The sequence below is a fragment of the Frigoribacterium sp. 2-23 genome, assembly GCF_049601585.1.
Classification (GTDB): domain Bacteria; phylum Actinomycetota; class Actinomycetes; order Actinomycetales; family Microbacteriaceae; genus Frigoribacterium.
The window spans coordinates 1,917,764-1,939,459 of sequence record NZ_CP187126.1; the positions used below are offsets into that span (position 1 = coordinate 1,917,764).

The 21,696-nt window shown below is 68.8% G+C and carries 22 protein-coding genes; 1 reads left to right on the top strand and 21 read right to left on the bottom strand.

Annotated elements, in window-relative coordinates:
• Positions 1-54: 54 nt before the first annotated feature.
• Together ACPEEZ_RS08980 and ACPEEZ_RS08985 are read right to left on the bottom strand one after the other, a co-directional pair.
• Positions 55-879: a PP2C family protein-serine/threonine phosphatase gene (locus ACPEEZ_RS08980; protein WP_423917696.1), complete on the bottom strand. Its 825-nt coding sequence runs from the start codon at positions 877-879 to the stop codon at positions 55-57.
• Positions 876-1,550 carry an FHA domain-containing protein gene (locus tag ACPEEZ_RS08985; RefSeq protein ID WP_423917699.1) on the bottom strand — a complete coding sequence of 225 codons (675 nt, stop codon included), beginning with the start codon at positions 1,548-1,550 and terminating at the stop codon, positions 876-878. The genes ACPEEZ_RS08980 and ACPEEZ_RS08985 overlap by 4 nt, the downstream gene beginning before the upstream one ends.
• A 111-nt stretch (positions 1,551-1,661) precedes the next feature.
• Between ACPEEZ_RS08985 and ACPEEZ_RS08990 the strand changes: the two genes are divergently transcribed.
• On the top strand, positions 1,662-2,216 hold the full coding sequence (locus tag ACPEEZ_RS08990; protein ID WP_423917701.1) for a methylated-DNA--[protein]-cysteine S-methyltransferase: 555 nt from the start codon (positions 1,662-1,664) through the stop codon (positions 2,214-2,216).
• Positions 2,217-2,226: 10 nt separating this feature from the next.
• Here the strand turns inward: ACPEEZ_RS08990 and ACPEEZ_RS08995 are convergent, their stop codons facing one another.
• The 19 genes from ACPEEZ_RS08995 to lysA form a co-directional block, all read right to left on the bottom strand.
• A complete protein-coding gene (locus ACPEEZ_RS08995; protein ID WP_423917704.1) occupies positions 2,227-2,982 on the bottom strand; it encodes a YaaA family protein in 756 nt (251 codons plus the stop codon).
• Positions 2,983-3,011: 29 nt separating this feature from the next.
• Entirely contained in the window at positions 3,012-3,272 is a 261-nt protein-coding gene (locus ACPEEZ_RS09000) for a F0F1 ATP synthase subunit epsilon (RefSeq protein WP_423917707.1), read from the bottom strand.
• A gap of 2 nt (positions 3,273-3,274) precedes the next feature.
• Positions 3,275-4,735: a F0F1 ATP synthase subunit beta gene (gene atpD, locus ACPEEZ_RS09005; RefSeq protein ID WP_423917710.1), complete on the bottom strand. Its 1,461-nt coding sequence runs from the start codon at positions 4,733-4,735 to the stop codon at positions 3,275-3,277.
• A 38-nt stretch (positions 4,736-4,773) separates the two neighbouring features.
• Entirely contained in the window at positions 4,774-5,673 is a 900-nt protein-coding gene (locus ACPEEZ_RS09010) for a F0F1 ATP synthase subunit gamma (protein WP_423917713.1), read from the bottom strand.
• A 44-nt stretch (positions 5,674-5,717) separates the two neighbouring features.
• Complete coding sequence (gene atpA / locus ACPEEZ_RS09015; RefSeq protein ID WP_423917716.1) at positions 5,718-7,355, bottom strand: F0F1 ATP synthase subunit alpha; 1,638 nt, start codon at positions 7,353-7,355, stop codon at positions 5,718-5,720.
• A gap of 57 nt (positions 7,356-7,412) precedes the next feature.
• On the bottom strand, positions 7,413-8,207 hold the full coding sequence (locus ACPEEZ_RS09020) for a F0F1 ATP synthase subunit delta (RefSeq protein WP_423917719.1): 795 nt from the start codon (positions 8,205-8,207) through the stop codon (positions 7,413-7,415).
• A 2-nt stretch (positions 8,208-8,209) separates the two neighbouring features.
• Positions 8,210-8,767 carry a F0F1 ATP synthase subunit B gene (locus ACPEEZ_RS09025; protein ID WP_423917721.1) on the bottom strand — a complete coding sequence of 186 codons (558 nt, stop codon included), beginning with the start codon at positions 8,765-8,767 and terminating at the stop codon, positions 8,210-8,212.
• Between the two features lie 20 nt (positions 8,768-8,787).
• On the bottom strand, positions 8,788-9,021 hold the full coding sequence (gene atpE / locus ACPEEZ_RS09030) for an ATP synthase F0 subunit C (protein WP_043594505.1): 234 nt from the start codon (positions 9,019-9,021) through the stop codon (positions 8,788-8,790).
• A gap of 54 nt (positions 9,022-9,075) precedes the next feature.
• The gene (gene atpB / locus ACPEEZ_RS09035; protein WP_423917725.1) at positions 9,076-9,882 is read right to left on the bottom strand and encodes a F0F1 ATP synthase subunit A; all 807 of its coding nucleotides are present in this window, start codon (positions 9,880-9,882) and stop codon (positions 9,076-9,078) included.
• A gap of 182 nt (positions 9,883-10,064) precedes the next feature.
• Entirely contained in the window at positions 10,065-10,490 is a 426-nt protein-coding gene (locus tag ACPEEZ_RS09040) for a hypothetical protein (protein ID WP_423917727.1), read from the bottom strand.
• Positions 10,487-11,764, bottom strand: a complete 1,278-nt coding sequence (locus tag ACPEEZ_RS09045) for an MraY family glycosyltransferase (RefSeq protein ID WP_423917730.1) — start codon at positions 11,762-11,764, stop codon at positions 10,487-10,489. Before ACPEEZ_RS09045 ends, ACPEEZ_RS09040 begins: the two co-directional genes overlap by 4 nt.
• Before the next feature lie 13 nt (positions 11,765-11,777).
• The gene (locus ACPEEZ_RS09050; RefSeq protein ID WP_423917733.1) at positions 11,778-12,455 is read right to left on the bottom strand and encodes an L-threonylcarbamoyladenylate synthase; all 678 of its coding nucleotides are present in this window, start codon (positions 12,453-12,455) and stop codon (positions 11,778-11,780) included.
• Positions 12,456-12,493: 38 nt separating this feature from the next.
• Positions 12,494-13,384, bottom strand: coding sequence for a peptide chain release factor N(5)-glutamine methyltransferase (gene prmC / locus ACPEEZ_RS09055; RefSeq protein ID WP_423917736.1), 891 nt, complete (start codon positions 13,382-13,384; stop codon positions 12,494-12,496).
• Positions 13,381-14,463 carry a peptide chain release factor 1 gene (gene prfA, locus ACPEEZ_RS09060; protein WP_423917739.1) on the bottom strand — a complete coding sequence of 361 codons (1,083 nt, stop codon included), beginning with the start codon at positions 14,461-14,463 and terminating at the stop codon, positions 13,381-13,383. The genes prmC and prfA overlap by 4 nt, the downstream gene beginning before the upstream one ends.
• A 2-nt stretch (positions 14,464-14,465) precedes the next feature.
• Complete coding sequence (rho, locus tag ACPEEZ_RS09065) at positions 14,466-16,679, bottom strand: transcription termination factor Rho (protein WP_423917742.1); 2,214 nt, start codon at positions 16,677-16,679, stop codon at positions 14,466-14,468.
• Positions 16,680-16,853: 174 nt separating this feature from the next.
• Positions 16,854-17,849, bottom strand: a complete 996-nt coding sequence (gene thrB / locus ACPEEZ_RS09070; RefSeq protein ID WP_423917745.1) for a homoserine kinase — start codon at positions 17,847-17,849, stop codon at positions 16,854-16,856.
• Positions 17,846-18,928, bottom strand: a complete 1,083-nt coding sequence (thrC, locus tag ACPEEZ_RS09075; RefSeq protein WP_423917747.1) for a threonine synthase — start codon at positions 18,926-18,928, stop codon at positions 17,846-17,848. The genes thrB and thrC overlap by 4 nt, the downstream gene beginning before the upstream one ends.
• Positions 18,928-20,250 carry a homoserine dehydrogenase gene (locus ACPEEZ_RS09080; RefSeq protein WP_423917750.1) on the bottom strand — a complete coding sequence of 441 codons (1,323 nt, stop codon included), beginning with the start codon at positions 20,248-20,250 and terminating at the stop codon, positions 18,928-18,930. Before ACPEEZ_RS09080 ends, thrC begins: the two co-directional genes overlap by 1 nt.
• Positions 20,247-21,665, bottom strand: a complete 1,419-nt coding sequence (gene lysA / locus ACPEEZ_RS09085) for a diaminopimelate decarboxylase (RefSeq protein WP_423917753.1) — start codon at positions 21,663-21,665, stop codon at positions 20,247-20,249. Before lysA ends, ACPEEZ_RS09080 begins: the two co-directional genes overlap by 4 nt.
• Positions 21,666-21,696: the final 31 nt, after the last annotated feature.

Here is a 21,696-nt window from a genome sequence, read left to right on the forward strand (position 1 = left end):
GGGGACAACTCGACTGCCCCCACTTCGGGGGAGGAGTCGAGTCGAATCCCCGCGTCAGTCGTGTGTGTCAGCCCCGCGCTCGGCCCCATCACCGACATGACCTGTACCCCGGACGTCGACGACGACGGCCGTCACGTTGTCACGGCCACCCGCCTCCACGGCGGCGTCGACCAGGGCCGTCGCGGCCTCGGCCGTCTCCCCCACAGCTCCGAGGATCGCCGCGATGTGCACCGGCGCGAGCTCTTTCGTGAGCCCGTCCGAGCAGACGAGGAGGCGCATCCCGTCCGTCGCAGGAAGCCTCCAGTAGTCGGGTTGCGGGTCCGCGTCGAAACCGACGGCGCGCGTGATGACGTTGCTGTCGGGGTGGCGCTCCATGTCGTCCGGGTGCAGGAGCCCCGCATCCACCATCTCCTGGACCACGGAGTGGTCCACCGTGACCTGCCGGAGCACCCCGCCGTCGAGCAGGTACACGCGCGAGTCCCCGACGTTGAACACCGTGAAGACGACCTCGCCGGTCTCCTCCGTGGTGAGGAACGCACCCGTGACCGTCGTGCCCGCCCCCAGCTCGCTGTCCTTCGCGGCCGTCATGATGTCCTCGGTGGCCTCCTGCAGAGCGCGTTCGACGAGCGACGGTGTGACGACCGGGGTGGTCTGGCCGGCCTCGCGCAGCCGCCGCACGACGGCGTCGCTGGCGACGTCACCCGCGCTGTGGCCGCCCATGCCGTCGGCGACCACGAAGAACGGGGCCTCTGCGATGAAGCTGTCCTCGTTGTGGGCGCGGCGGCGACCGACGTCGGTCGCGCCCGCCCAGTCCAACGTCACCGGGCTGTCGCCGGAGGTGAGGGCGTAGGCGGTCGTCGGGGTGCCGAATTGAGTCACGGGTGGGGCTCTTCCTGGAAGGTGATGCGCTGGGGTGGCAGGATCTCGAGGACATTCCCGTCCCCGATGTCCACGAGGCTGCCCGCCAGCGCGACGACGGATTCTCCCTGCCGCAACCTCACGGGTGCTCGCCCGGGCATGGCCACTACCGTACCGTTCGTCGAGCGCAGATCCGTGACGACGACCGATGCGCCCTCGTGTCGGATGTCGACGTGCGTGCTCGAGACCTCGCCCGTCGGAGACGCGACGGTCACGAGTCGGGGCACGGCGCCGCTGATGATCCGCGGCCCGCTCGGACGGCGTCCGATGATGAGTGGCGCCTCCAGCGCGTGGACGACCGTTCCGACCCGGACGGCGTGCACGCGCTCCACGGCCGCGGGCACGACGGGAACTGCGGGAGGCACGGGTCGGCTCGAGAGACCGGCCCGCGGACGAGCACCGCCCACGACGGTGTCCTCCACGGCGTCCGCGAGCGGCGGGCGAGGAGCCGCCGCCCGCTCGACGAGGACGGTGTCGGCCAGATCGTCTGGCTCGGCGGACACGTGTCCAGGAGTGCTCGGCGCCGTCCCGCGCCGCATGATGATCGTGTCGTCGACATCGACGTCCGTCTCGGGGCGTTCGGCTGGCGGCCTCCCGTCTCCGGCCGGGGCATTCGAGGGGTTCGTCTGCATCCGTCCACGCTAGCGGCCACCACTCCTCCCCCGCAGGCCCGTCGAACGACTTGTCCACAACCGCCCTGCGACCGAGAAGACCGTCCCGAGGGGACTCCGTATGGTCGCGACATGACGTCTCTGGATCTCGTGCCCCCGCTCCCTCCCGGCGGCCCCGACGACGTCGACGGTCTGATCCGATTCGACTCACCCCTCGGACGCATCGAGGTCGTCAGCCGTCACGACGCGATCGTGGCCCTCGCCGTCGAACGCGACCACCACCTCCCCCATGACGACAGGGATGAGACGCCCGACGAGCTGGTCCACGCCGCGCGCCGCCAGCTCCAGGACTACTTCGCGGGAGTGCGTCGCGAATTCGAGCTGCCGCTCCGACTCGAAGGGACGCCCTTCCAACGATCGGTCTGGGCCGCTCTGCAGCAACTCGCATTCGGGCGATCGACCACCTATGGCCTCATCGCCGCGGCCATCGGCCGTCCGCAGGCGGGCCGGGCCGTCGGTGGTGCCATCGCGGCGAATCCGCTACCGCTGCTCGTCCCGTGCCATCGAGTACTCGGACGCACCGGTGGCGTGACGGGCTACACCATCGGCAGCGGCATCCCCACGAAGCAGTGGTTGCTGGGGCACGAGGGCATCGTCTACCGCTCGGGTCCCATGCCGGTGGACTGAGCGACGGACGTCAGACCGACTCGAGCACGGACTCCGAGACGAGAGTGATCTCGTCGCCCACGTCGAGTCGGATGCCGCGGTGGGATGCCCAGGTCACGAGGTCGTCGAGATCGGTGAGCGCCGGTCGGTCGTCGAGCAGCGCGCGAACGAGGAGCCCCTTGGATTTCTTGTTGAAGTGGTTCAGCGCACGACGGCGTCCACCTTCGTCCGAGACGACCCGGAGGTAGCGCGTCGAGACACCACCGAGCGGCCCGAGCGCCGCGTAGCCCTCCGACCGCAGGTCGAGGACGAACTCGGACCGGGAGGCCAGCACCGGTTCGATGACCGGTCGCCAGAACGCCTTCAGCGAGAGGCCGGGCACCCGGGAGTCGTGCGACAACCGATAGGCCGGTATCGCGTCGCCCGCCGAGACGAGACCGAACAGAGCCGAGTGGACGACGAGATGACGAGCGGCGTACGCCCACGCCTCGGAGGACAGTGCGCTCGCGCCGATCGGGTCGAAGAGGACCCCGGTGTACCGTGTCAGCGCGGGCCGGGTCGCGGAGACCAGGACATCACGATTGCGCTCGATCTCGGCGTCCTGCCGGGGCCCGAGTTTGAGCGCCACCCGAGAGGCCTCGACATCGGACCCGAGCTCCGCCACTCGACGCACGAGCTCGGACCGGGCCGACGTCAGCTCCGGGAAGGCGAGGCTGCCGAGATCGAGCCGCGAACCGACACTGCCCCCGCCGAGTTTCGTCTCGGACGGGGGCAGCAGGAACAGCATGGATGGTTCAGGAGGTGCGGTGCGGGTCGTCAGGCCAGCTGCGCGTTGCGCGCAACGACCGTGACGACGTCGTTCTCGACGGAGAGGAACCCGTCTTCGGCCGACGCCTCGACGGACGTGCCGTCATCGAGTCGGACACGCACCTGACCGGCACCGAGGATCGCGAGCAACGGCTCGTGTCCCGGGTAGATGCCGATCTCACCCTCGGTGGTTCGGGCGACGATCGAACGGGCCTCGCCCGACCACACTTCGTGGTCGGCCGAGACGACGCTCACGGTGAGAGCAGCCACGATCAGCCGTTCTCCTTCTGGATCTGAGCCCACTTCTCTTCGACGTCCGAGATGGAGCCGACGTTGAAGAAGGCCTGCGTCGCGACGTGGTCGAACTCGCCGTCGGCGATGGCTGTGAACGACTCGATCGTGTCCTTGAGCGGAACGGTCGAACCCTCGACACCGGTGAACTTCTTCGCCATGTAGGTGTTCTGCGACAGGAACTGCTGGATGCGACGCGCACGGGCGACCGTGATCTTGTCTTCTTCCGACAGCTCGTCGACACCGAGGATGGCGATGATCTCCTGCAGCTCTTTGTTCTTCTGCAGGATCGCCTTGACGCGGATGGCCGTGTTGTAGTGCGCCTCGCCCAGGTAACGGGGGTCGAGGATGCGGCTGGTCGACGTCAGCGGGTCGATCGCGGGGTAGAGGCCCTGCGACGCGATCTCGCGGGAGAGCTCGGTCGTCGCGTCGAGGTGCGCGAACGTGGTGGCCGGGGCCGGGTCGGTGTAGTCGTCGGCCGGGACGTAGATGGCCTGGAGCGACGTGATCGAGTGGCCACGCGTCGAGGTGATGCGCTCTTGCAGAACACCCATCTCGTCGGCGAGGTTCGGCTGGTAACCCACGGCCGAGGGCATGCGACCGAGGAGGGTCGAGACCTCGGAGCCGGCCTGCGTGAAGCGGAAGATGTTGTCGATGAAGAGCAACACGTCCTGCTTCTGCACATCACGGAAGTACTCCGCCATGGTCAGAGCCGACAGGGCGACGCGCAGACGGGTTCCCGGCGGCTCGTCCATCTGGCCGAAGACGAGGGCGGTCTTGTCGAAGACACCCGCTTCTTCCATCTCGCCGATGAGGTCGTTTCCCTCACGCGTTCGCTCGCCGACACCGGCGAAGACCGACACACCACCGTGATCCTGCGCCACGCGCTGGATCATCTCCTGGATGAGGACCGTCTTGCCGACGCCCGCACCACCGAAGAGACCGATCTTTCCACCCTGCACGTACGGCGTCAGGAGGTCGATCGACTTGATGCCGGTCTCGAAGAGCTGCGTCTTCGACTCGAGCTGGTCGAATGCCGGGGGCTTGCGGTGGATCGGCCAGCGCTCCGTGATCTCGATCTGCTCGTTGCCCTCGAGGTTCAGGATCTCGCCCGTGACGCTGAAGACCTTGCCCTTGGTGACGTCGCCCACGGGCACCGAGATCGGCGCACCGGTGTCGATGACGTCCTGACCGCGGACGAGTCCGTCGGTCGGCTTGAGCGCGATGGCCCGGACGAGGTCGTCACCCAGGTGCTGCGCGACCTCGAGCGTCAGCTGCGACGTCGTCTCGCCGATGGTGATGGTCGTGGTCAGCGCGTTGTAGATGCCGGGGATGGCATCGTGCGGGAACTCGATGTCGACGACGGGGCCCGTGACCCGGGCGACTCGCCCGACGCCGGGAGCCGACTCGGTCGCGACCGGCGCGGTTGCGGTGTCAGTCATGGCTTCTCTCTCTTGGGATGGTGAAACTGGTGCGGAGACTACTTGGCCGAACTCAGAGCGTCGGCGCCGCCGACGATCTCGGAGATCTGCTGGGTGATCTCTGCCTGGCGCGCGTTGTTGGCCAAGCGGGTGAAGTCGCGGATCAGCGTGTCGGCGTTGTCGCTCGCCGCCTTCATCGCCTTCTGGCGTGCGGCGTGCTCCGATGCTGCCGACTGGAGCATGGCGTTGAAGATTCGGCTCTCGATGTAGACCGGCAGAAGCGAGTCGAGCACCTCGATCGGATCGGGCTCGAAGTCGTAGAGCGGAAGCACTTCGTCCTCGCCCGGCTCTTCGATGCCCTCGACGACCTCCAGCGGAAGCAGTCGAACGACCTCGGGGACCTGGCTGACCATGTTGACGAAGCGGTTGTAGACGATGTGGATCTCGTCGACGCCACCTTCGGCGGCCTCGGTGAGGAACTTCGCCACGACGGCGTCACCGATCTCTTTCGCGGTCGCGAACTCAGGCTGGTCGGTGTTGCCCGTCCAGGTCTGCTCCGAGTCGCGACGACGGAATGCGAAGTACCCCTGCGCCTTGCGACCCACGAGGTAGTACACGACCTCTTTGCCCTGGCTGCGGAGCAACTCGGCGAGCTGCTCGCTCTCTTTGAGGACGTTCGAGCTGAACGCACCGTTGAGGCCGCGGTCGGACGTGAAGATCACGATCGCCGCGCGCTCGACGGTCTCGGGCTCGGTGGTCAGCACGTGGTCGACGTCCGAGAACGTCGCCACGGCCGACACGGCGCGGGTGATGGCACGCGAGTACGGCCCGGAGGCCTTCATCCGGGCCTGCGCCTTCTGGATGCGCGAGGCCGAGATGAGCTCCATCGCGCGCGTGACCTTCTTGGTCGTCTGCGCGGAACGAATCCGCTGGCGGTAGACCCGGAGTTGGGCTCCCATGACTCTCCTGTTGTCTCGTCAGTAGCGATGGTCGGTCGAGCGCGTCAGCGCTTCGACTTGACGATCTTCTCCTGGTTGACGTCCTCGGCGTTGGTAGCCGTGAACTCCTCGCGACCGACGGAAGCCAACGGCTTGCCCTCGCCCGTCTGGAACTCCTGCTTGAACGCGTCGATGCCGGCGTCGAGCGCCGAGACGATGTCGTCGCTCAGCACGTTCGTCTCGCGCAGCTTGGACAGCACCTCGGTGTTGCGAGCCATGTAGTCGAGCAGCTCGCGCTCGAAGCGCAGGATGTCGGGCACGGGGACCTCGTCGAGCTTGCCGTTGGTGCCGGCCCAGATCGATACGACCTGGTCCTCGACCGGGTACGGCGAGTACTGCGGCTGCTTGAGCAGCTCGGTCAGGCGGGCGCCGCGAGCCAGCTGACGACGGCTGGCGGCGTCGAGGTCGGACGCGAACATCGCGAACGCCTCGAGCGAGCGGTACTGGGCGAGCTCGAGCTTGAGCGTGCCGGAGACCTTCTTGATCGACTTGACCTGGGCGTCACCGCCGACGCGCGACACCGAGATGCCGACGTCGACCGCGGGACGCTGGTTCGCGTTGAAGAGGTCGGACTGGAGGAAGATCTGGCCGTCGGTGATCGAGATCACGTTCGTGGGGATGTACGCCGAGACGTCGTTGGCCTTGGTCTCGATGATCGGCAGACCGGTCATCGAGCCGGCGCCCAGCTCGTCGGACAGCTTCGCGCAACGCTCGAGGAGGCGCGAGTGCAGGTAGAAGACGTCGCCGGGGTACGCCTCGCGTCCCGGGGGACGACGCAGGAGGAGCGACACGGCGCGGTAGGCCTCGGCCTGCTTGGACAGGTCGTCGAAGATGATGAGGACGTGCTTGCCGCCGTACATCCAGTGCTGGCCGATGGCCGAGCCGGTGTAGGGAGCGAGGTACTTGAAGCCGGCGGGGTCGGAGGCAGGAGCCGCGACGATCGTCGTGTACTCCATGGCCCCGGACTCCTCGAGCGCGCCCTTGACGGAAGCGATCGTGGAACCCTTCTGACCGATGGCCACGTAGATGCAGCGGACCTGCTTCGACTCGTCGCCGCTCTCCCAGTTGGCCTTCTGGTTGATGATGGTGTCGATCGCGATGGCCGTCTTGCCGGTCTGGCGGTCACCGATGATCAGCTGACGCTGGCCACGCCCGACGGGGATCATGGCGTCGATGGCCTTGATTCCGGTCTGCATGGGCTCGTGCACCGACTTGCGCTGCATGACGCCGGGAGCCTGGAGCTCGAGAGCACGACGACCCTCGGTCTTGATCTCGCCGAGACCGTCGATGGGGGCACCGAGCGGGTCGACGACGCGACCGAGGTAGCCGTCGCCGACGGGGACGGACAGGACCTCACCCGTGCGGGTGACCTCCATGCCCTCGACGATGCCGGAGAACTCACCGAGCACGATGGCGCCGATCTCGTCCTCGTCGAGGTTCTGCGCGAGACCCTGCGTGCCGTCGGCGAAGCGGATGAGCTCGTTCGCCATGACGCCGGGGAGACCCTCGACGTGGGCGATGCCGTCGGACGCGTCCGTGACGTAGCCGACCTCGGTGGTCGAGGCCTTCGACGGCTCGTACGACGAGACGAAGTCCTTCAGCGCGTCGCGAATCTCATCGGGGCTGATCTTGATGTCTGCCATTGTGATTCCTATTCGTAGCGAGGCTGCGGGGCCTCGAGTCTGTGTGTGAGAGCGTGACTAGCCGGCGAGCTGCAGGCGGAGCAGGCTGAGCTTGGTGGCCACGGTGCCGTCGATGACCTCGTCACGGACCTGGACGCGGAGACCGCCGACGACGTCGGGGTCGACCACCTGATTGATGCGGAGGCTACGCCCGAACTGCTTGGACAAGCCGCGCTCGAGCCGGATCACCTGGGCGTCACCGAGACGGGAGGCACTGGTCACGGTCGCCACGAGGAGGTCGGACTGGTCGGCCACGGTGTCGGCGGCCGACCGGAGCAGTTCGCCGATACGGCGACCGCGCGGTTGGCGCACGAGGTGCGTCACGATGGCGAGTGTCTGAGCGCTCGCCTTGCCACCGAGGAGGCGCTGCACGAGTGCCGCCTTGCTCTCGGAGTCGCCGAGCTTCGTCCCGATGGCCAGTTCGAGCTGGGCGTCGGAACTGACGGCTGCGCCGAAGGCGAAGAGCTCGTTCTCGATGGCGCTGTCGGCGGGAGCCGTCGACGCGATCACACGGAACGCGATCTCTTCGATGCCGGCCAGGAGGTCGTCGGAGGACGACCACCGGCTGCCGACGACCGACACGAGCAGCGCGCGAGCGGTCTCGGAGAAGGAACCGAACAGACGCTCGAGGAGCGCCTTCTTCGCGGTGACGTCGATGGCGGGGTCGGCGAGGTGCGACTGCAGTTGAACGGAGCTGCCGATCACCCGGCCGGCGTCGAGCAACTGCTCGCCCGTTGCCAGGTCGGCCGAGTCGCCGAGGTCGGCGAAGACCGACCGCGCCGAGGCGAGGGCCTCTCTGGACATGGAACCCATCGTCAGTTGCCCGCCTTCGCGTTCTCGTCAGCCTCGAGCTCGGCGAGGAAGCGATCGACCACGGCCGCAGCCTTCGCGTCGTCGTTCAGCGACTCGCCGATCACGCCGGAGGCGAGATCGATCGCGAGCGAACCGACCTCGGCGCGCAGGGACGCGACGGCAGCCTGACGCTCCGCCTCGATCTGCGTGTGAGCCGTGGCGGTGATGCGGTCGGCCTCGGCCTGAGCCTGGACCTTGAGCTCGTTCAGGATCTCGGTGCCCTCGACACGGGCCGCCTCGCGGATGCGGGCGGCTTCGGCACGGGCGTCCGCGAGCTGCTTCTTGTACTCGTCGAGGGCGGCCGCAGCCTCGGCCTGGGCGGCCTCGGCGTGCTGGATGCCCCCTTCGATACGCTCTGCGCGCTCGTCGAGGATCTTCCGGAACCTGGGGATCGCGAAGATCCCGAAGAACAGGGCGATGACCACGAAGACGACGAGAGACCAGAGGATGTCGTAACCGGCGGGGAAGAAGACGGCGGCCCCTTCGGGGGCGCCTTCTGCCGCGAGGATCGTCTCGATCATCGGTGTGTCGTCCTAACTGATCAGGAGAAGATGAAGCCGGCAGCGAGGCCGATGAAGCCGAGCAGCTCGGTGAACGCGATACCCAGGAACATGGTGACCTGGAGACGGCCGGCGAGCTCGGGCTGACGGGCCATGGCCTCGACGGTCTTGCCCGCGACGATGCCGATACCGATACCGGGGCCGATCGCAGCGAGGCCGTAGCCCACGGTCGCGATGTTGCCGTTGATCTCAGCGAGGATCGTGGTGGTGTCCACTGTGTGTTTCCTTCCGGTTGGGCGGGTGTCGTCGGACGACGAACCCCGTCGTACTTAGTGTTCTTTCGCCGCGGCCTGTTGGATGTAGACCGAGGCGAGGAGTGTGAAGACGTAGGCCTGGAGCACTGCGACCGCCATCTCGACGATGGTCATGACGAAGCCGCCGATGAGCGTCAGTGCGCCGAATCCGGCGAAACCGCCACCCAGGGTGAAGAAGAAGAAGTGGGTGGCCGCGAAGCACAGCACCAGGAGGAGGTGGCCGACCATCATGTTCAACAGGAGTCGCAGTGCCAGCGAGATGGGGCGCACGATGAAGATGTTGATGAACTCGATGGGCGTCAGCAGGATGTACATGTACCACGGCACACCGGCGGGGAAGAGCGCGTTGCGGAAGAACGTGCCCGCACCGGCCTCACGGATACCGGCGTAGATGAACGCCACGTACGCGACCACTCCGAGGAGCAACGGCATCGCGACGACCGAGGTACCTGCGATGTTGAGCCCGGGAATGATGCCCGTGATGTTCATCGCGAAGATGCCGAAGAACATCGCGGCGAGCAAGGGGAGGTACTTGCGACCCAGGCGCTCGCCCAGGATTTCTTCGACGATCTGGACCCGGACGAAGTCGAGGCCCAACTCGGCGATGCTCTGACCCCGGGTCGGGATGAGGCGACCCTTGCGGAGCGCGAGCCAGAAGAGCAGCAGCATCACGGCGATCGCGAAGAGGCGGACCAGCATGATGCGGTTCAGTTCGAAGGGAGTACCCGCGAAGAAGATGGCGGACGGGAAGAACTCGTCCAGAGTCGGGGCGTGGAATCCCCCGTCTCCGTGGCCTTCAGCGGCAGCGGAGAGCAGGTTCACAGCGTTCGCTATCAGCGCTATCTCCTGTGTCGGGGCGAACACCCTGAAGTGTCGCGACGATTGGTGGGTTTGTCATCCGTACTCGCAGGAAGACGCGGCCGGGGAACGTCAGTAACCCTATCAAGTGAATGTGGGCTGCGACGAATCGGCGGAGCTTATTTCACTCCCTGCAAAGTACGCCGTCAATCCCGAGGAGCGGCGGGCAGAGTGACGTCGCTCGCGTGTGCGAGACGCCCCCGCACCACCACGAGGGCGTCGATCGCCAGCGTGCCGACGATGGAGACGACCAGGCTGAGGAAGAGAACGACGTCGTTGACGAAGGGCTGATCGCGGAGCACGACGAGCAACGCGATGAACACGACCAGCTTGAGCAGCCACGCGCCCATCACGATGCCGAAGAAGGCGCCGAGCGTGAAGCGGACGGCCACCAGCATGCTGGCCGCGGTGATGGCGGCGAAGAAGATGGCCAGGCCGACGCCGACCAGCGCGCTCCACAGGCCGTCGGTCCCGGCGACGGCGTAGCCCACTCCCCCGCCGACGACGGCGATCACGAGGGCGAGGATGCCGGTGTAGCGGAGGATCTTCGCGAAGACGGCGCTGGAGGTCATGAGGGGTCCTTCGGGGGTGTCAGTTCTGGCACCACGGCCTGGGCGGCCGTGTCGGTATCGGACGGGTGGAGGGCGTCGGCGTCGTGGTCGAGAGGGTCGAAGCGACCCGACGAGGTCGCCTCGAGGTCGGCCTGGCTCGTGCCCTGGACGGCGATCTCGACGCGCTTGCGGCGGCTCAGCGGAGCCAACGTGAACGCCGTGCAGACGAGCAGGCCGACACCGAGGAAGACGCCGACGAGCCAGGACGGCTTGACGAACAGGAACATCAGGGTGCCGACGGCGGCGACGAGCGTCCAGGCGTAGAAGATGAGCACGGCGTGGAAGTGCGAGTGCCCCATGTCGAGCAGGCGATGGTGGAGGTGCTTGCGATCGGCCGTGAACGGGGACTTGCCGGCACTGACCCGGCGGAGCACCGCGAGGCCGAAGTCCAGCAATGGCACGATGAGGATGGCGAACGGCAACAGGATGGGGATGAAGGCCGGCAGGAGAGCCGACCGCGAGATCGCCGCCGGATCGATCTGACCGGTGACCGAGATCGCGCTGGTGGCCATGATGAGGCCCGTGAGGAGCGCACCCGCATCGCCCATGAACAACTTGGCCGGGTGCCAGTTCAGAGGCAGGAATCCGAGGCAGGCGCCGATGAGGACGGCGGTGAGCAGCGACGCGAGGTTGAAGTACTCGGTCTGCCCCATGGTCAGTGAGATGACGAAGCTGTAGACGAAGAAGACGCCGTTGGCGATGATCGTGACACCGGCGACGAGGCCGTCGAGCCCGTCGATGAAGTTGACCGCGTTCATCACGAGCACGACCGCCAGGATCGTCAGGATGAGCGACATGTTCGGCGACCCGACGGTGAGCGCGCCGATGGGCAGCGAGACGAGTTGGACGCCCTGCCACGCCAGCAGACCTGCGGCGATGATCTGCCCGGCCAGCTTCGTCATCCAGTCGAGGTCCCAGAGGTCGTCGGCGACGCCGATGACCACGATCATGGTCGCGGCACCGAGGATGGCCAGAGGCGGCCCCGGGTCCGCGAAGACGAGTCGGAAGTAGTCCATGCCCGAGATGAGCGGGAACACGAACCAGGCGCACAGCACCGACACGACGATGCCCGCCCACATGGCGATGCCGCCCAGTCGCGGCGTCGGTGTCGAGTGCACGTCGCGATCGCGGATCTTCGGGTAGAGGCGGTACCGCAACCCCAGACGCCAGACGACCACCGACAGCACGAAGCTGACGACGGCCGAGATGGCGAAGGCGAGGAGGTAGTACCTCACGAGAAGACCGCTCTCACGCGATCGCGTCGCTTCCGACGATGCGGACGATCTCGGAGTCGGCGAGCACGCCGTGCCGGACGATGCGCAGCACGCCGTCGCCCGCGCCCGTGGCGTCGATGATCGTCGAGCCCGTGTTGGCGCCGGGACGGTGCTCGTAGCCGGTGCCGGCCGACCCGTCGTCGAGGTAGACGGAGACCGAGTCGCCGAGCATGTCGCGCGCGTCGGCAGCCGTCTCGGCCGCCGGGCGACCCGTGAGGTTCGCGCTCGACACGGCCAGGGGCCCCGTCTCTTCCAGCAGCTCGAGGGCGATGCGGTGGCTCGGCATGCGGAGCGCGACGGTGCCGCGCGTCTCGCCCAGGTCCCAGGTGAGGGACGGCTGCGCTCGGAAGATCACCGTGAGGGGGCCGGGCCAGAACTCGTCGAGGAGCGGACGCACGATGTCGGGGACATGGTCGGTCAGGGCCGCGAGGGTGTCCTGACCCTTGATCAGGACGGGAGGGGGCGACTGGCGCCCGCGCCCCTTGGCGTCGAGCAACCGCTGGACCGCAGCCGGATCGAAGGCGTCGGCAGCCACACCGTAGACGGTGTCGGTCGGCAGCACGACGAGCTCGCCGCGCCCGATGGCACCGCGTGCGTTGCGCATCCCGGCGAGGAGTTCAGAGTCGACGGAGCAGTCGTAGAGAGAGGCCATGACCTGGCAATGATAGTGCGAGCCGCCCGGACGCCCGGTCAGCGCACCGCGGAGGTCGCTCGATCGCGCCCCGTGAGATCGGGGTGGGTCTCGGCCGACCGCCAGCCGTCACCGGTCAGGATGTCCCGGATGTCAGCTCCCTGCCCCTCGCCGTGCTCGATGACGAGGAACCCGCCAGGACGCAGGAGGCGCTGGGCACGTCGCGAGATCGACCGCACCAGGACGAGACCGTCGTCTCCCCCGTACAGGGCCAGGGCGGGATCGTGCAGTCGCACCTCGGGGTCACGCGGCACCATCCCCTCGGGGATGTACGGCGGATTGGTCGCCACGACGTCGACGAGGCCGTCGAGTTCGGGCAGCGCCGTGGCCATGTCTCCCTCGACGAGCTCGACGTTCACGGCACCGACGGCGTCGATGTTGGTGCGCGTCCAGCGTGCGGCGTCCGGTGACAGCTCGACGGCGACCACCCGGGCATGCGGCACCTCGGTGCCCATCGCGAGGGCGAGGGCGCCGCTGCCGGTGCCGAGATCGATGGCGAGGGGTCGCGGAGCCGAGACCGACCGCAGGGCGTCGATCGCGAGTTGGGCGACGCCCTCCGTCTCGGGTCGCGGCACGAAGACACCGGGGCCGACGTGCAGGGTCAGCGACCGGAAGTACGCCAGGCCCGTGATGTGCTGCAGGGGCTCGCGGGAGGCGCGACGCGCGATCGAGGCGACCAGCGCCTCCTTGGTGTCGGCGTCGATCGCGGCACCCGTCACGACCCGCGCGAGCAGCACGCCCCTGGCCAGGCCGGTCGCGTGCGCGAGCAACAGCTCGGCGTCGACGGCCGGCGTGGGGACGCCGGCGTCGACGAGCACCGCCGTCGCGACGCTCAGGGCCGCATCGAGCGTCGAGACGCCGGCGAGACGGTCGGCGACCGGCGACGTCACGAGGAGGTGTCGCCGATGTCGGCCAGTCGGGCCTCTTCGTCGGCCTGGATGCACGAGTCGATCACGGCGTCGAGCGCCCCGTCCATCACGGCGTCGAGGTTGTACGACTTGTACCCCGTGCGGTGATCGGCGATGCGGTTCTCGGGGAAGTTGTACGTGCGGATGCGCTCGGAGCGGTCCATGCCGCGGATCTGGCTCTTCCGCGCGTCGGAGGCGATCGCCGCCTGCTCCTCCTGCTGACGCGCGAGGATGCGGGCGCGCAGCACGCGCATACCGGCCTCGCGGTTCTGCAGCTGGCTCTTCTCGTTCTGCATGGCCACGACGATGCCGGTCGGGAGGTGCGTGATGCGGACGGCGGAGTCGGTCGTGTTGACGGACTGGCCGCCGGGACCGCTCGACCGGTAGACGTCGATCTTGAGGTCGTTCTGGTTGATCTCGACCTCTTCGGGCTCGTCGACCTCGGGAAAGACGAGCACGCCGGTCGTCGACGTGTGGATGCGTCCCTGCGACTCGGTCGCGGGGACCCGCTGCACGCGATGCACGCCACCCTCGTACTTGAGGTGCGCCCAGACCCCCTGCGAGGGGTCGGACGCGTTCGACTTGATCGCGACCTGGACGTTCTTGTACCCGCCCAGGTCGGACTCGTCGCGCTCGAGCATCTCGGACTTCCAGCCCTTGCTCTCGGCGTAGTGCAGGTACATGCGCAGGAGGTCGGCCGCGAAGAGGGCGCTCTCCGCGCCTCCCTCGCCGCCCTTGATCTCCATGATCACGTCGCGTCCGTCGTCGGGGTCGCGCGGGATCAGGAGTCGCCGGAGCTTCTCCTGCGCCTCGTCCAGACCCTGCTCGAGAGCGGGGACCTCGTCGGCGAAGGCGTCGTCCTCCTTGGCCAGCTCACGGGCGGCCTCGAGGTCGTCGCCCGCCTGCTGCCAGGCGGAGTGCGCAGCGACGATGCGACTCAACTCGGCGTAGCGCCGGTTGATCTTCTTGGCCCGAGCCGCATCGGCGTGCACAGCGGGGTCGCTGAGCTGCGTCTGCAGGTCGTCGTGCTCGGCGAGGAGCACCGATACCGACTCGAACACGATCAGTGCTCTTTGTGCGAGTCGTGACCGTTCGAGGCGGGGACCGACTTCTGGACCTGGACGAGGAACTCGACGTTGGACTGCGTCTCTTTGAGGTTGCGCAGCACGATCTCGAGAGCCTGCTGCTGCTCGAGACCGGCAAGCGCGCGGCGCAGACGCCACGTGATCTTGACCTCGTCGGGGCTGAGCAACATCTCTTCGCGGCGGGTGCCGGACGCGTTGACGTCGACGGCCGGGAAGATGCGCTTGTCGGCCAGGTGACGCGACAGGCGGAGCTCCATGTTGCCGGTGCCCTTGAACTCCTCGAAGATGACCTCGTCCATCTTGGATCCGGTCTCGACGAGCGCGGTCGCGAGGATGGTCAGCGAGCCGCCGTTCTCGATGTTGCGCGCGGCACCGAAGAAGCGCTTCGGCGGATAGAGCGCCGACGAGTCGACGCCGCCCGACAGGACGCGACCCGATGCCGGAGCCGCCAGGTTGTAGGCGCGACCGAGGCGTGTGATCGAGTCGAGCAGCACGACGACGTCGTGGCCCAGCTCGACGAGTCGCTTCGCACGCTCGATGGCCAGCTCGGCGACCGTGGTGTGGTCTTCGGCCGGACGGTCGAACGTCGACGCGATGACCTCGCCCTTGACCGTGCGCTGCATGTCGGTGACCTCTTCGGGGCGCTCGTCGACGAGCACGACCATGAGGTGGACCTCGGGGTTGTTCTGTGCGATCGCGTTGGCGATCGACTGCAGGATGAGCGTCTTGCCGGCCTTGGGGGGCGACACGATGAGACCGCGCTGACCCTTGCCGATCGGCGACACGAGGTCGATGATGCGGGTCGAGAGCTTCTGCGGCTCGGTCTCGAGTCGCAGGCGCTCCTGCGGGTAGAGCGGGGTCAGCTTCGAGAACTCGACCCGCTTCGCGGCCTCGTCGACGGGCTGGCCGTTGATCGAGTCGACACGGACGATCGCGTTGTACTTCTGACGCCCCTGGCCCTGCTCGCCCTCGCGAGGCTGGCGGATCGCGCCGACGACGGCGTCGCCCTTGCGCAGGTGGTACTTCTTCACCTGGCCCAGGGAGACGTAGACGTCGCTGGCACCCGGCAGGTAGCCGGTGGTGCGGACGAATGCGTAGTTCTCGAGAACGTCGAGGATGCCGGCGACGGGGATGAGCACGTCGTCGTCGCTGATCTCGGGCTCGAACTCGTCGCTCTGGTTGCCACGGCCGCGCTTGCGGTCGCGCTGACGACCACGACCCTGACGGCCGCCCTCGTCGTTCTGCTGCTGGCCGTTCTGCGGACCGTTGCCGCCCTGGTTCTGCGGCGCGTCGGCGCGGTCGGCGTCGTTCTTGTCGCTGGCACGCTGACCCTGCTGCGGCGCGGCCTGCTGACCGTTCTGGTTCTGCTGCTGACCGTTCTGGCCGCCCTGCTGCTGACCGTTCTGGTCGTTGCCCTTGCCGCGGTTGCGGTTGCGGCTCCGACGGCCGCCGCCCTGCTGCTGACCGTTCTGGTCGCCCTGGTCGGCGGTGTCGGAGGCACCGTTGGCACCCGAGACGGCCGCCTCTGCGGCGCTGTCGGCGGTCTGCTCGGCGACAGGGGCCTCGGCGGGCGCGTCGGTCGGCTCGGCGTTCTGCGCGGCGGCGACGGTGGCATCCGTCGCACGACGCGAACCACGGCGATTGCGGGTCGGACGCTCGGCGGCGGGCTGCTCGCTCGCGGGCTGCTCGGCGGAGGTCTGCTCGGCGGCGGGGGTGCTCGGTGCGGCAGGTGCCGTCGCGGGCACCTCGAGCGGGGGCTCGACACCGGACTCACCCGCGTTGACGTGCTGGGCCGCTTCACGCTGAGCGGGAGCACCGGCGGCGGACTTGGCACGACGCGAACCACGGCGAGCCGGGGCGGCGGGAGCCGTCTCGGCAGGCGCGTCGGTGGCGGCAGCCGCGTCGGAGGAGGCGGCGGGCACGTCAGAGGCGGCGGGCACGTCGAGCGTGGGCTGGACGGCCGTCTCGTCGGAGGCGACCTCGGCGGCCGGAGCCGACGGGGCGGCGACATCGCCGTCGGCGGCGCCCTGCTTGGCGACGATCGCGGCGACGAGGTCGCCCTTACGGAGTTTGGAGAGACCGCTGATGCCGAGCGACGAGGCCAGAGCCTGGAGCTGCGGCAGGCGCATGGCGCTGAGTTCGGCGGTCGTGCTGGCGGCGCCCTCGGCGGCGCGGGTGTCGACGTCTGTCACGGGGTATGAGTTCCTTTCGCTCCCCCGCACGGAACGGCGGGGCAGAGCTGGTCGCACCTCGTGGTCGGAGACGATCGCCGCCTGAGCGGCAGATAAGCCTCGACGAGGCTCACGAGAGTGCGGTACGGGATATGCAACCCGGGGACTCGAAGACTTGAAACCCCAATGCGTTTGCTAGATGCCCAGGAAATCTGAGTTTTCTACCGGGTGCGGCACCACTGTAGCACCTTTGAGATCGACGGCCAGCATCAGCGGACGCCACTCCGATACGGCGTGTTCGCGCACCAGATCCGCGGCGAACAGGCGCTGCCCGGGGTCGCTTCCGAGCACGAGCAGCGACGGCCCGGCGCCCGAGACGACCGCGGCGAGACCGGCGTCGCGGAGCATGCGGATCAGGGCGTCGGTCTCGGGCATGGCGCTGGCACGGTAGCTCTGGTGGAGGCGGTCTTCCGTCGCGGCCAACAGGAGCTCGGGGCTCTGCACCAGGGCGGCCACGAGCAGCGCCGAGCGCGAGACGTTGAACGTCGCGTCCTCGTGCGGCACCGAGGCAGGCTGCAGACTGCGCGCCAGCTTCGTCGACAGGGTCGACTCGGGCACGAACACGACGGGCGAGACCCCTCGATGCACCAGCAGTCTCTTGTGGGCGGGCCCCGCGGAGTTCATCCACGCGATGGTGAGGCCGCCGAAGAGAGCGGGCGCGACGTTGTCGGGGTGCCCCTCCATCTCGGTCGCGATCTGCAGCAGTCGCGTCGCGCCGAGTTCGACGATGCCGTCGAGCAGGCCCTTGGCCGCCATGATCCCCGACACGATGGCCGCGGCCGACGAGCCGAGACCGCGCCCGTGCGGGATGACGTTCGTCGCCCGGAGCTCGAGCCCCGGCAGCGGCTGCCCGACCGCGGCGAAGGCGGCCGCGATCGCCCGGACCACGAGGTTCGACTCGTCGGTCGGCACCTCGTTCGCACCGACGCCCGAGACGTGGATCTCGACACCCGGCTCGCGCCGAGCCGTGACGACGAGTTCGTCGTAGAGCGACAGGGCGAGTCCGAGCGTGTCGAAGCCCGGCCCCAGGTTGGCCGAGGTGGCCGGCACCTTCACCAGGACGGAGCGGCCGATCGGCGAATCGGCCGCTCGCTCACCCCGGGCGCCGCCGGGAGCGACGCCGGTGCTCATGCAGAGGCCGAGACGAGACCGAGGACGTCGGCGACCTCGGCCGTGTCGTTCGCGACGACCGTCGGCTCGACCTGGCTGCCGTCGGCCTGGCGAAGGGCCCACTGCGGGTCCTTGAGGCCGTGCCCCGTGACGGTGAGCACGACGGTCGACCCGGCGGGGACGAGCCCCGCCTCGGCACGGTCGAGCAGACCCGCGACGCTGATCGCCGACGCGGGCTCGACGAAGACGCCCACCTCGGAGGCCAGGATCTTCTGGGCCGCCAGGATGCGCTCGTCGTCGATGGCACCGAACCATCCGTCGGTCAGGTCACGGGCCTCGAGGGCGAGCTGCCAGGAGGCGGGGTTGCCGATGCGGATGGCACTCGCGATGGTCTCGGGGTTCTTGACGACCTCGCCCGACACGATGGGGGCCGATCCGGCCGCCTGGAAGCCGAACATGCGCGGGAGACGCGTCGCCCGACCGGCCTCGACGTCTTCGCGGTAGCCGCGGGTGTAGGCCGTGTAGTTGCCGGCGTTGCCGACCGGGATGAAGTGGAAGTCGGGTGCGTCGCCGAGCACGTCGACGACCTCGAACGCGGCCGTCTTCTGGCCCTCGATGCGATCGTTGTTGACCGAGTTGACGAGGTGGACGGGGTAGTTCGCGGCGAGATCGCGTGCGATGTCGAGGCAGTCGTCGAAGTTGCCCTGGATCTGCAGCAGCTGGCCGTTGTGCGCCACGGCCTGGCTGAGCTTGCCCATGGCGATCTTGCCCTCGGGCACCAGCACGGCAGCGGTGATGCCGGCGTGCGCCGCATACGCGGCGGCGGAGGCGGACGTGTTGCCGGTCGAGGCGCAGATGACGGCCTTGGCGCCGTGTTCGACGGCCTTCGAGATGGCCATCGTCATGCCGCGGTCCTTGAACGACCCGGTCGGGTTCATGCCCTCGAACTTCACGTAGACCTTCGCGCCGGTGCGGTGCGAGAGAGCCGGTGCCGGGATGAGCGGCGTGCCGCCCTCGCCCAGCGTGACGATCGGGGTGGCGTCTGTCACGTCGAGACGGTCGGCGTATTCGCGCAGGACTCCCTGCCACTGGTGGGCCATCAGGCTCCTTCGACTCTCAGCACGCTCGTGACGGAGTTCACGACCGTGGAATTCTTCAGCGTGGCGACCGTGGCCGCGAGATCGGACTCGCGCGCCCGATGCGTCCCGATGATCAGCGTAGCGGTGGCGAGGGGCTCGCCTTCGACCGCTTCGGTGCCCACCGATTGCTCGACGTTCTGCACGCTCACGCCATGGCTGCTCAGCACACCGGCAACCTCGGCGAGGACGCCGGGCTGGTCGGCGACGTCGAGTGTGATCTGGTAGCGCGTCGTCACGTGCCCGATGGGGAAGACGGGCAGGTTGGCGTGCGTCGATTCAGCCACACCGGGGCCGCCGATGACGTGTCGGCGGGCGGCGGACACGAGGTCGCCGAGCACCGCGGACGCCGTCTCGACTCCCCCGGCGCCTGCACCGTAGAACATGAGGTCGCCGGCGGCCTCGGCCTCGACGAAGACGGCGTTCTTGGCGCCATGCACGGCGGCCAGCGGGTGGCCCAGCGGCACCAGGGCCGGGTAGACGCGGGCGCTGACGCCCTCGACGCCGTCCTCGTCGGTCAGCCGTTCGCAGATCGCCAGGATCTTCACGACGTAGCCGGCCTTGCGCGCGGCGACGACCTGCTCGTGCGTGACCTGCGTGATCCCCTCGCGGTGCACGGCCGACAGCGGCACGGCCGTGTGGAACGCCAGCCCGGCGAGGATGGCCGCCTTCTGCGCGGCGTCGTACCCCTCGATGTCGGCCGTGGGGTCGGCTTCGGCGTAGCCGAGTTCGGTGGCGGTCGCGAGCGCCGACTCGAGTGTGTCGCCATCGGTGTCCATCCGGTCGAGGATGAAGTTCGTGGTGCCGTTGACGATGCCCATGATGCGCTGCACGCGGTCGCCGGCGAGGCTGTCGCGGAGCGGTCTGATGATGGGGATCGCCCCGGCCACGGCGGCCTCGTAGTAGACCTGCGCGCCGACCTGCTCGGCGGCGTCGAACAGCTCGGGACCGTGGCTCGCGAGCAGGGCCTTGTTGCCGGTGATGACATCGGCACCCGAGTTGAGCGCCTGCAGCACGTAGCTGCGCGCCGGCTCGATGCCCCCGATGAGCTCGACGACGATGTCGGCCCCGAGGATCAACGACTCGACGTCGGTCGTGTAGAGCTCGCGGGGCAGCTCGACGTCGCGGGGTGCATCGACGTCGCGGACGCCGATGCCGACCAGCTCGAGCCCCGCACCGGCACGACCGGCGAGATCGTCGCCCTGCTCCAGCAGGAGTCGTGCCACCTGCGAGCCGACCGATCCGGCACCCAGCAGGGCGACCCTCACGTTGCGGTATTCGATCATGCCCGTCCGTTCGTCGTGTCGAGCCCGGCGTCGCGCGCCAGGATGTCGGCCTCGGTCTCGCCCCGCACGATCACCCGGGACCCGCCGTCGCGCACCGCGACGACGGCCGGGCGGCCGACGTGGTTGTAGTTGCTCGACAGGCTCCAGCAATAGGCACCGGTCGCGGGGACCCCGAGGATGTCGCCGGGGGCCACGTCGCCGGGCAGGTAGTCGGCCAGGACGACGATGTCGCCGCTCTCGCAGTGCTTGCCCGCGACGCGCACGAGGGCGGGTGACGCCGAGGAGGCACGGTTCACCATCCGCACGGAGTAGTCGGCCCCGTAGAGGGCCGGTCGGGCGTTGTCGCTCATGCCTCCGTCGACGCTGACGTAGCGTCGCACGGCCGAGCCGTCGCCCTCGCCGGTCGCGACCTGGACGTCTTTGAGCGTGCCGACGGTGTACAGGGTCGTCGTCGAGGGGCCGATGACGATGCGCCCCGGCTCGACCGCGAGCACCGGCACGTCGATTCCGAGGCGCGCGCACTCGGCGCCCACGATGTCGGCCAGGGCACGGGCCAGCTCGCCGATGGCAGGGGCGTCGTCGACGCTCGTGTAGGCGATGCCGAAGCCGCCGCCCAGGTTCAACTCGGGGACGGGCCCGTCCGCGAGCAACGCCGCGTGCACCGTGAGCAGCCGCCTCGCCGCCTCGACGAAGCCGTCCGCTCCGAAGATCTGCGAGCCGATGTGGGAGTGCAGCCCGAGGAAGGCCAGCGACGGACGCCGCCGGATCGCCGCGACGACCTCGGGGGTGTCGGTCAGGGTGATGCCGAACTTCTGGTCCTCCCGCGCCGTGGCGAGGTACTCGTGGGTCGAGGCGTGCACGCCGCTGTTGACGCGCACCCGGACGGGCTGCACGACACCATGACGCTCGGCCGCGTCGGCGACCCGGTCGACCTCGGCCGGGCTGTCGACGACGATCGCGCCGATACCCGCGGCGACCGTGCGGTCGATCTCGGCCAACGATTTGTTGTTGCCGTGGAAGCCCATCTGCGACGGGTCGACGCCGGCCGCCTGGGCGACGGCGAACTCGCCGCCGGTGCAGATGTCGACCTTGAGCCCCGCGGCCGACACCCAGCGCGCGACGTCGGCCGAGAGGAACGCCTTGCCCGCGTAGTAGACCTTGGCCGTCGTGCCGATGCGCGCGAACTCCGAGTCGAACGCGGCCCGCGCCTCCGCGGCTCGGGATCGCGCGTCGTCCTCGTCGAGCACGTACAGCGGCGTGCCGTACTCGCGGACGAGGTCGGCGACGGAGACGCCACCGACGACGAGCGCACCGGCCTCGTCACGATGGGCCGAGCGGGACCAGACCGAGTCGGGCAGCGCGTTCGCGTCGGACGGCTCGACCAGCCAGCCGGGGGCGAGAGGGTTCGGGGACACAGAGACCTCGGTGGTGGGAGGGACGGAACCC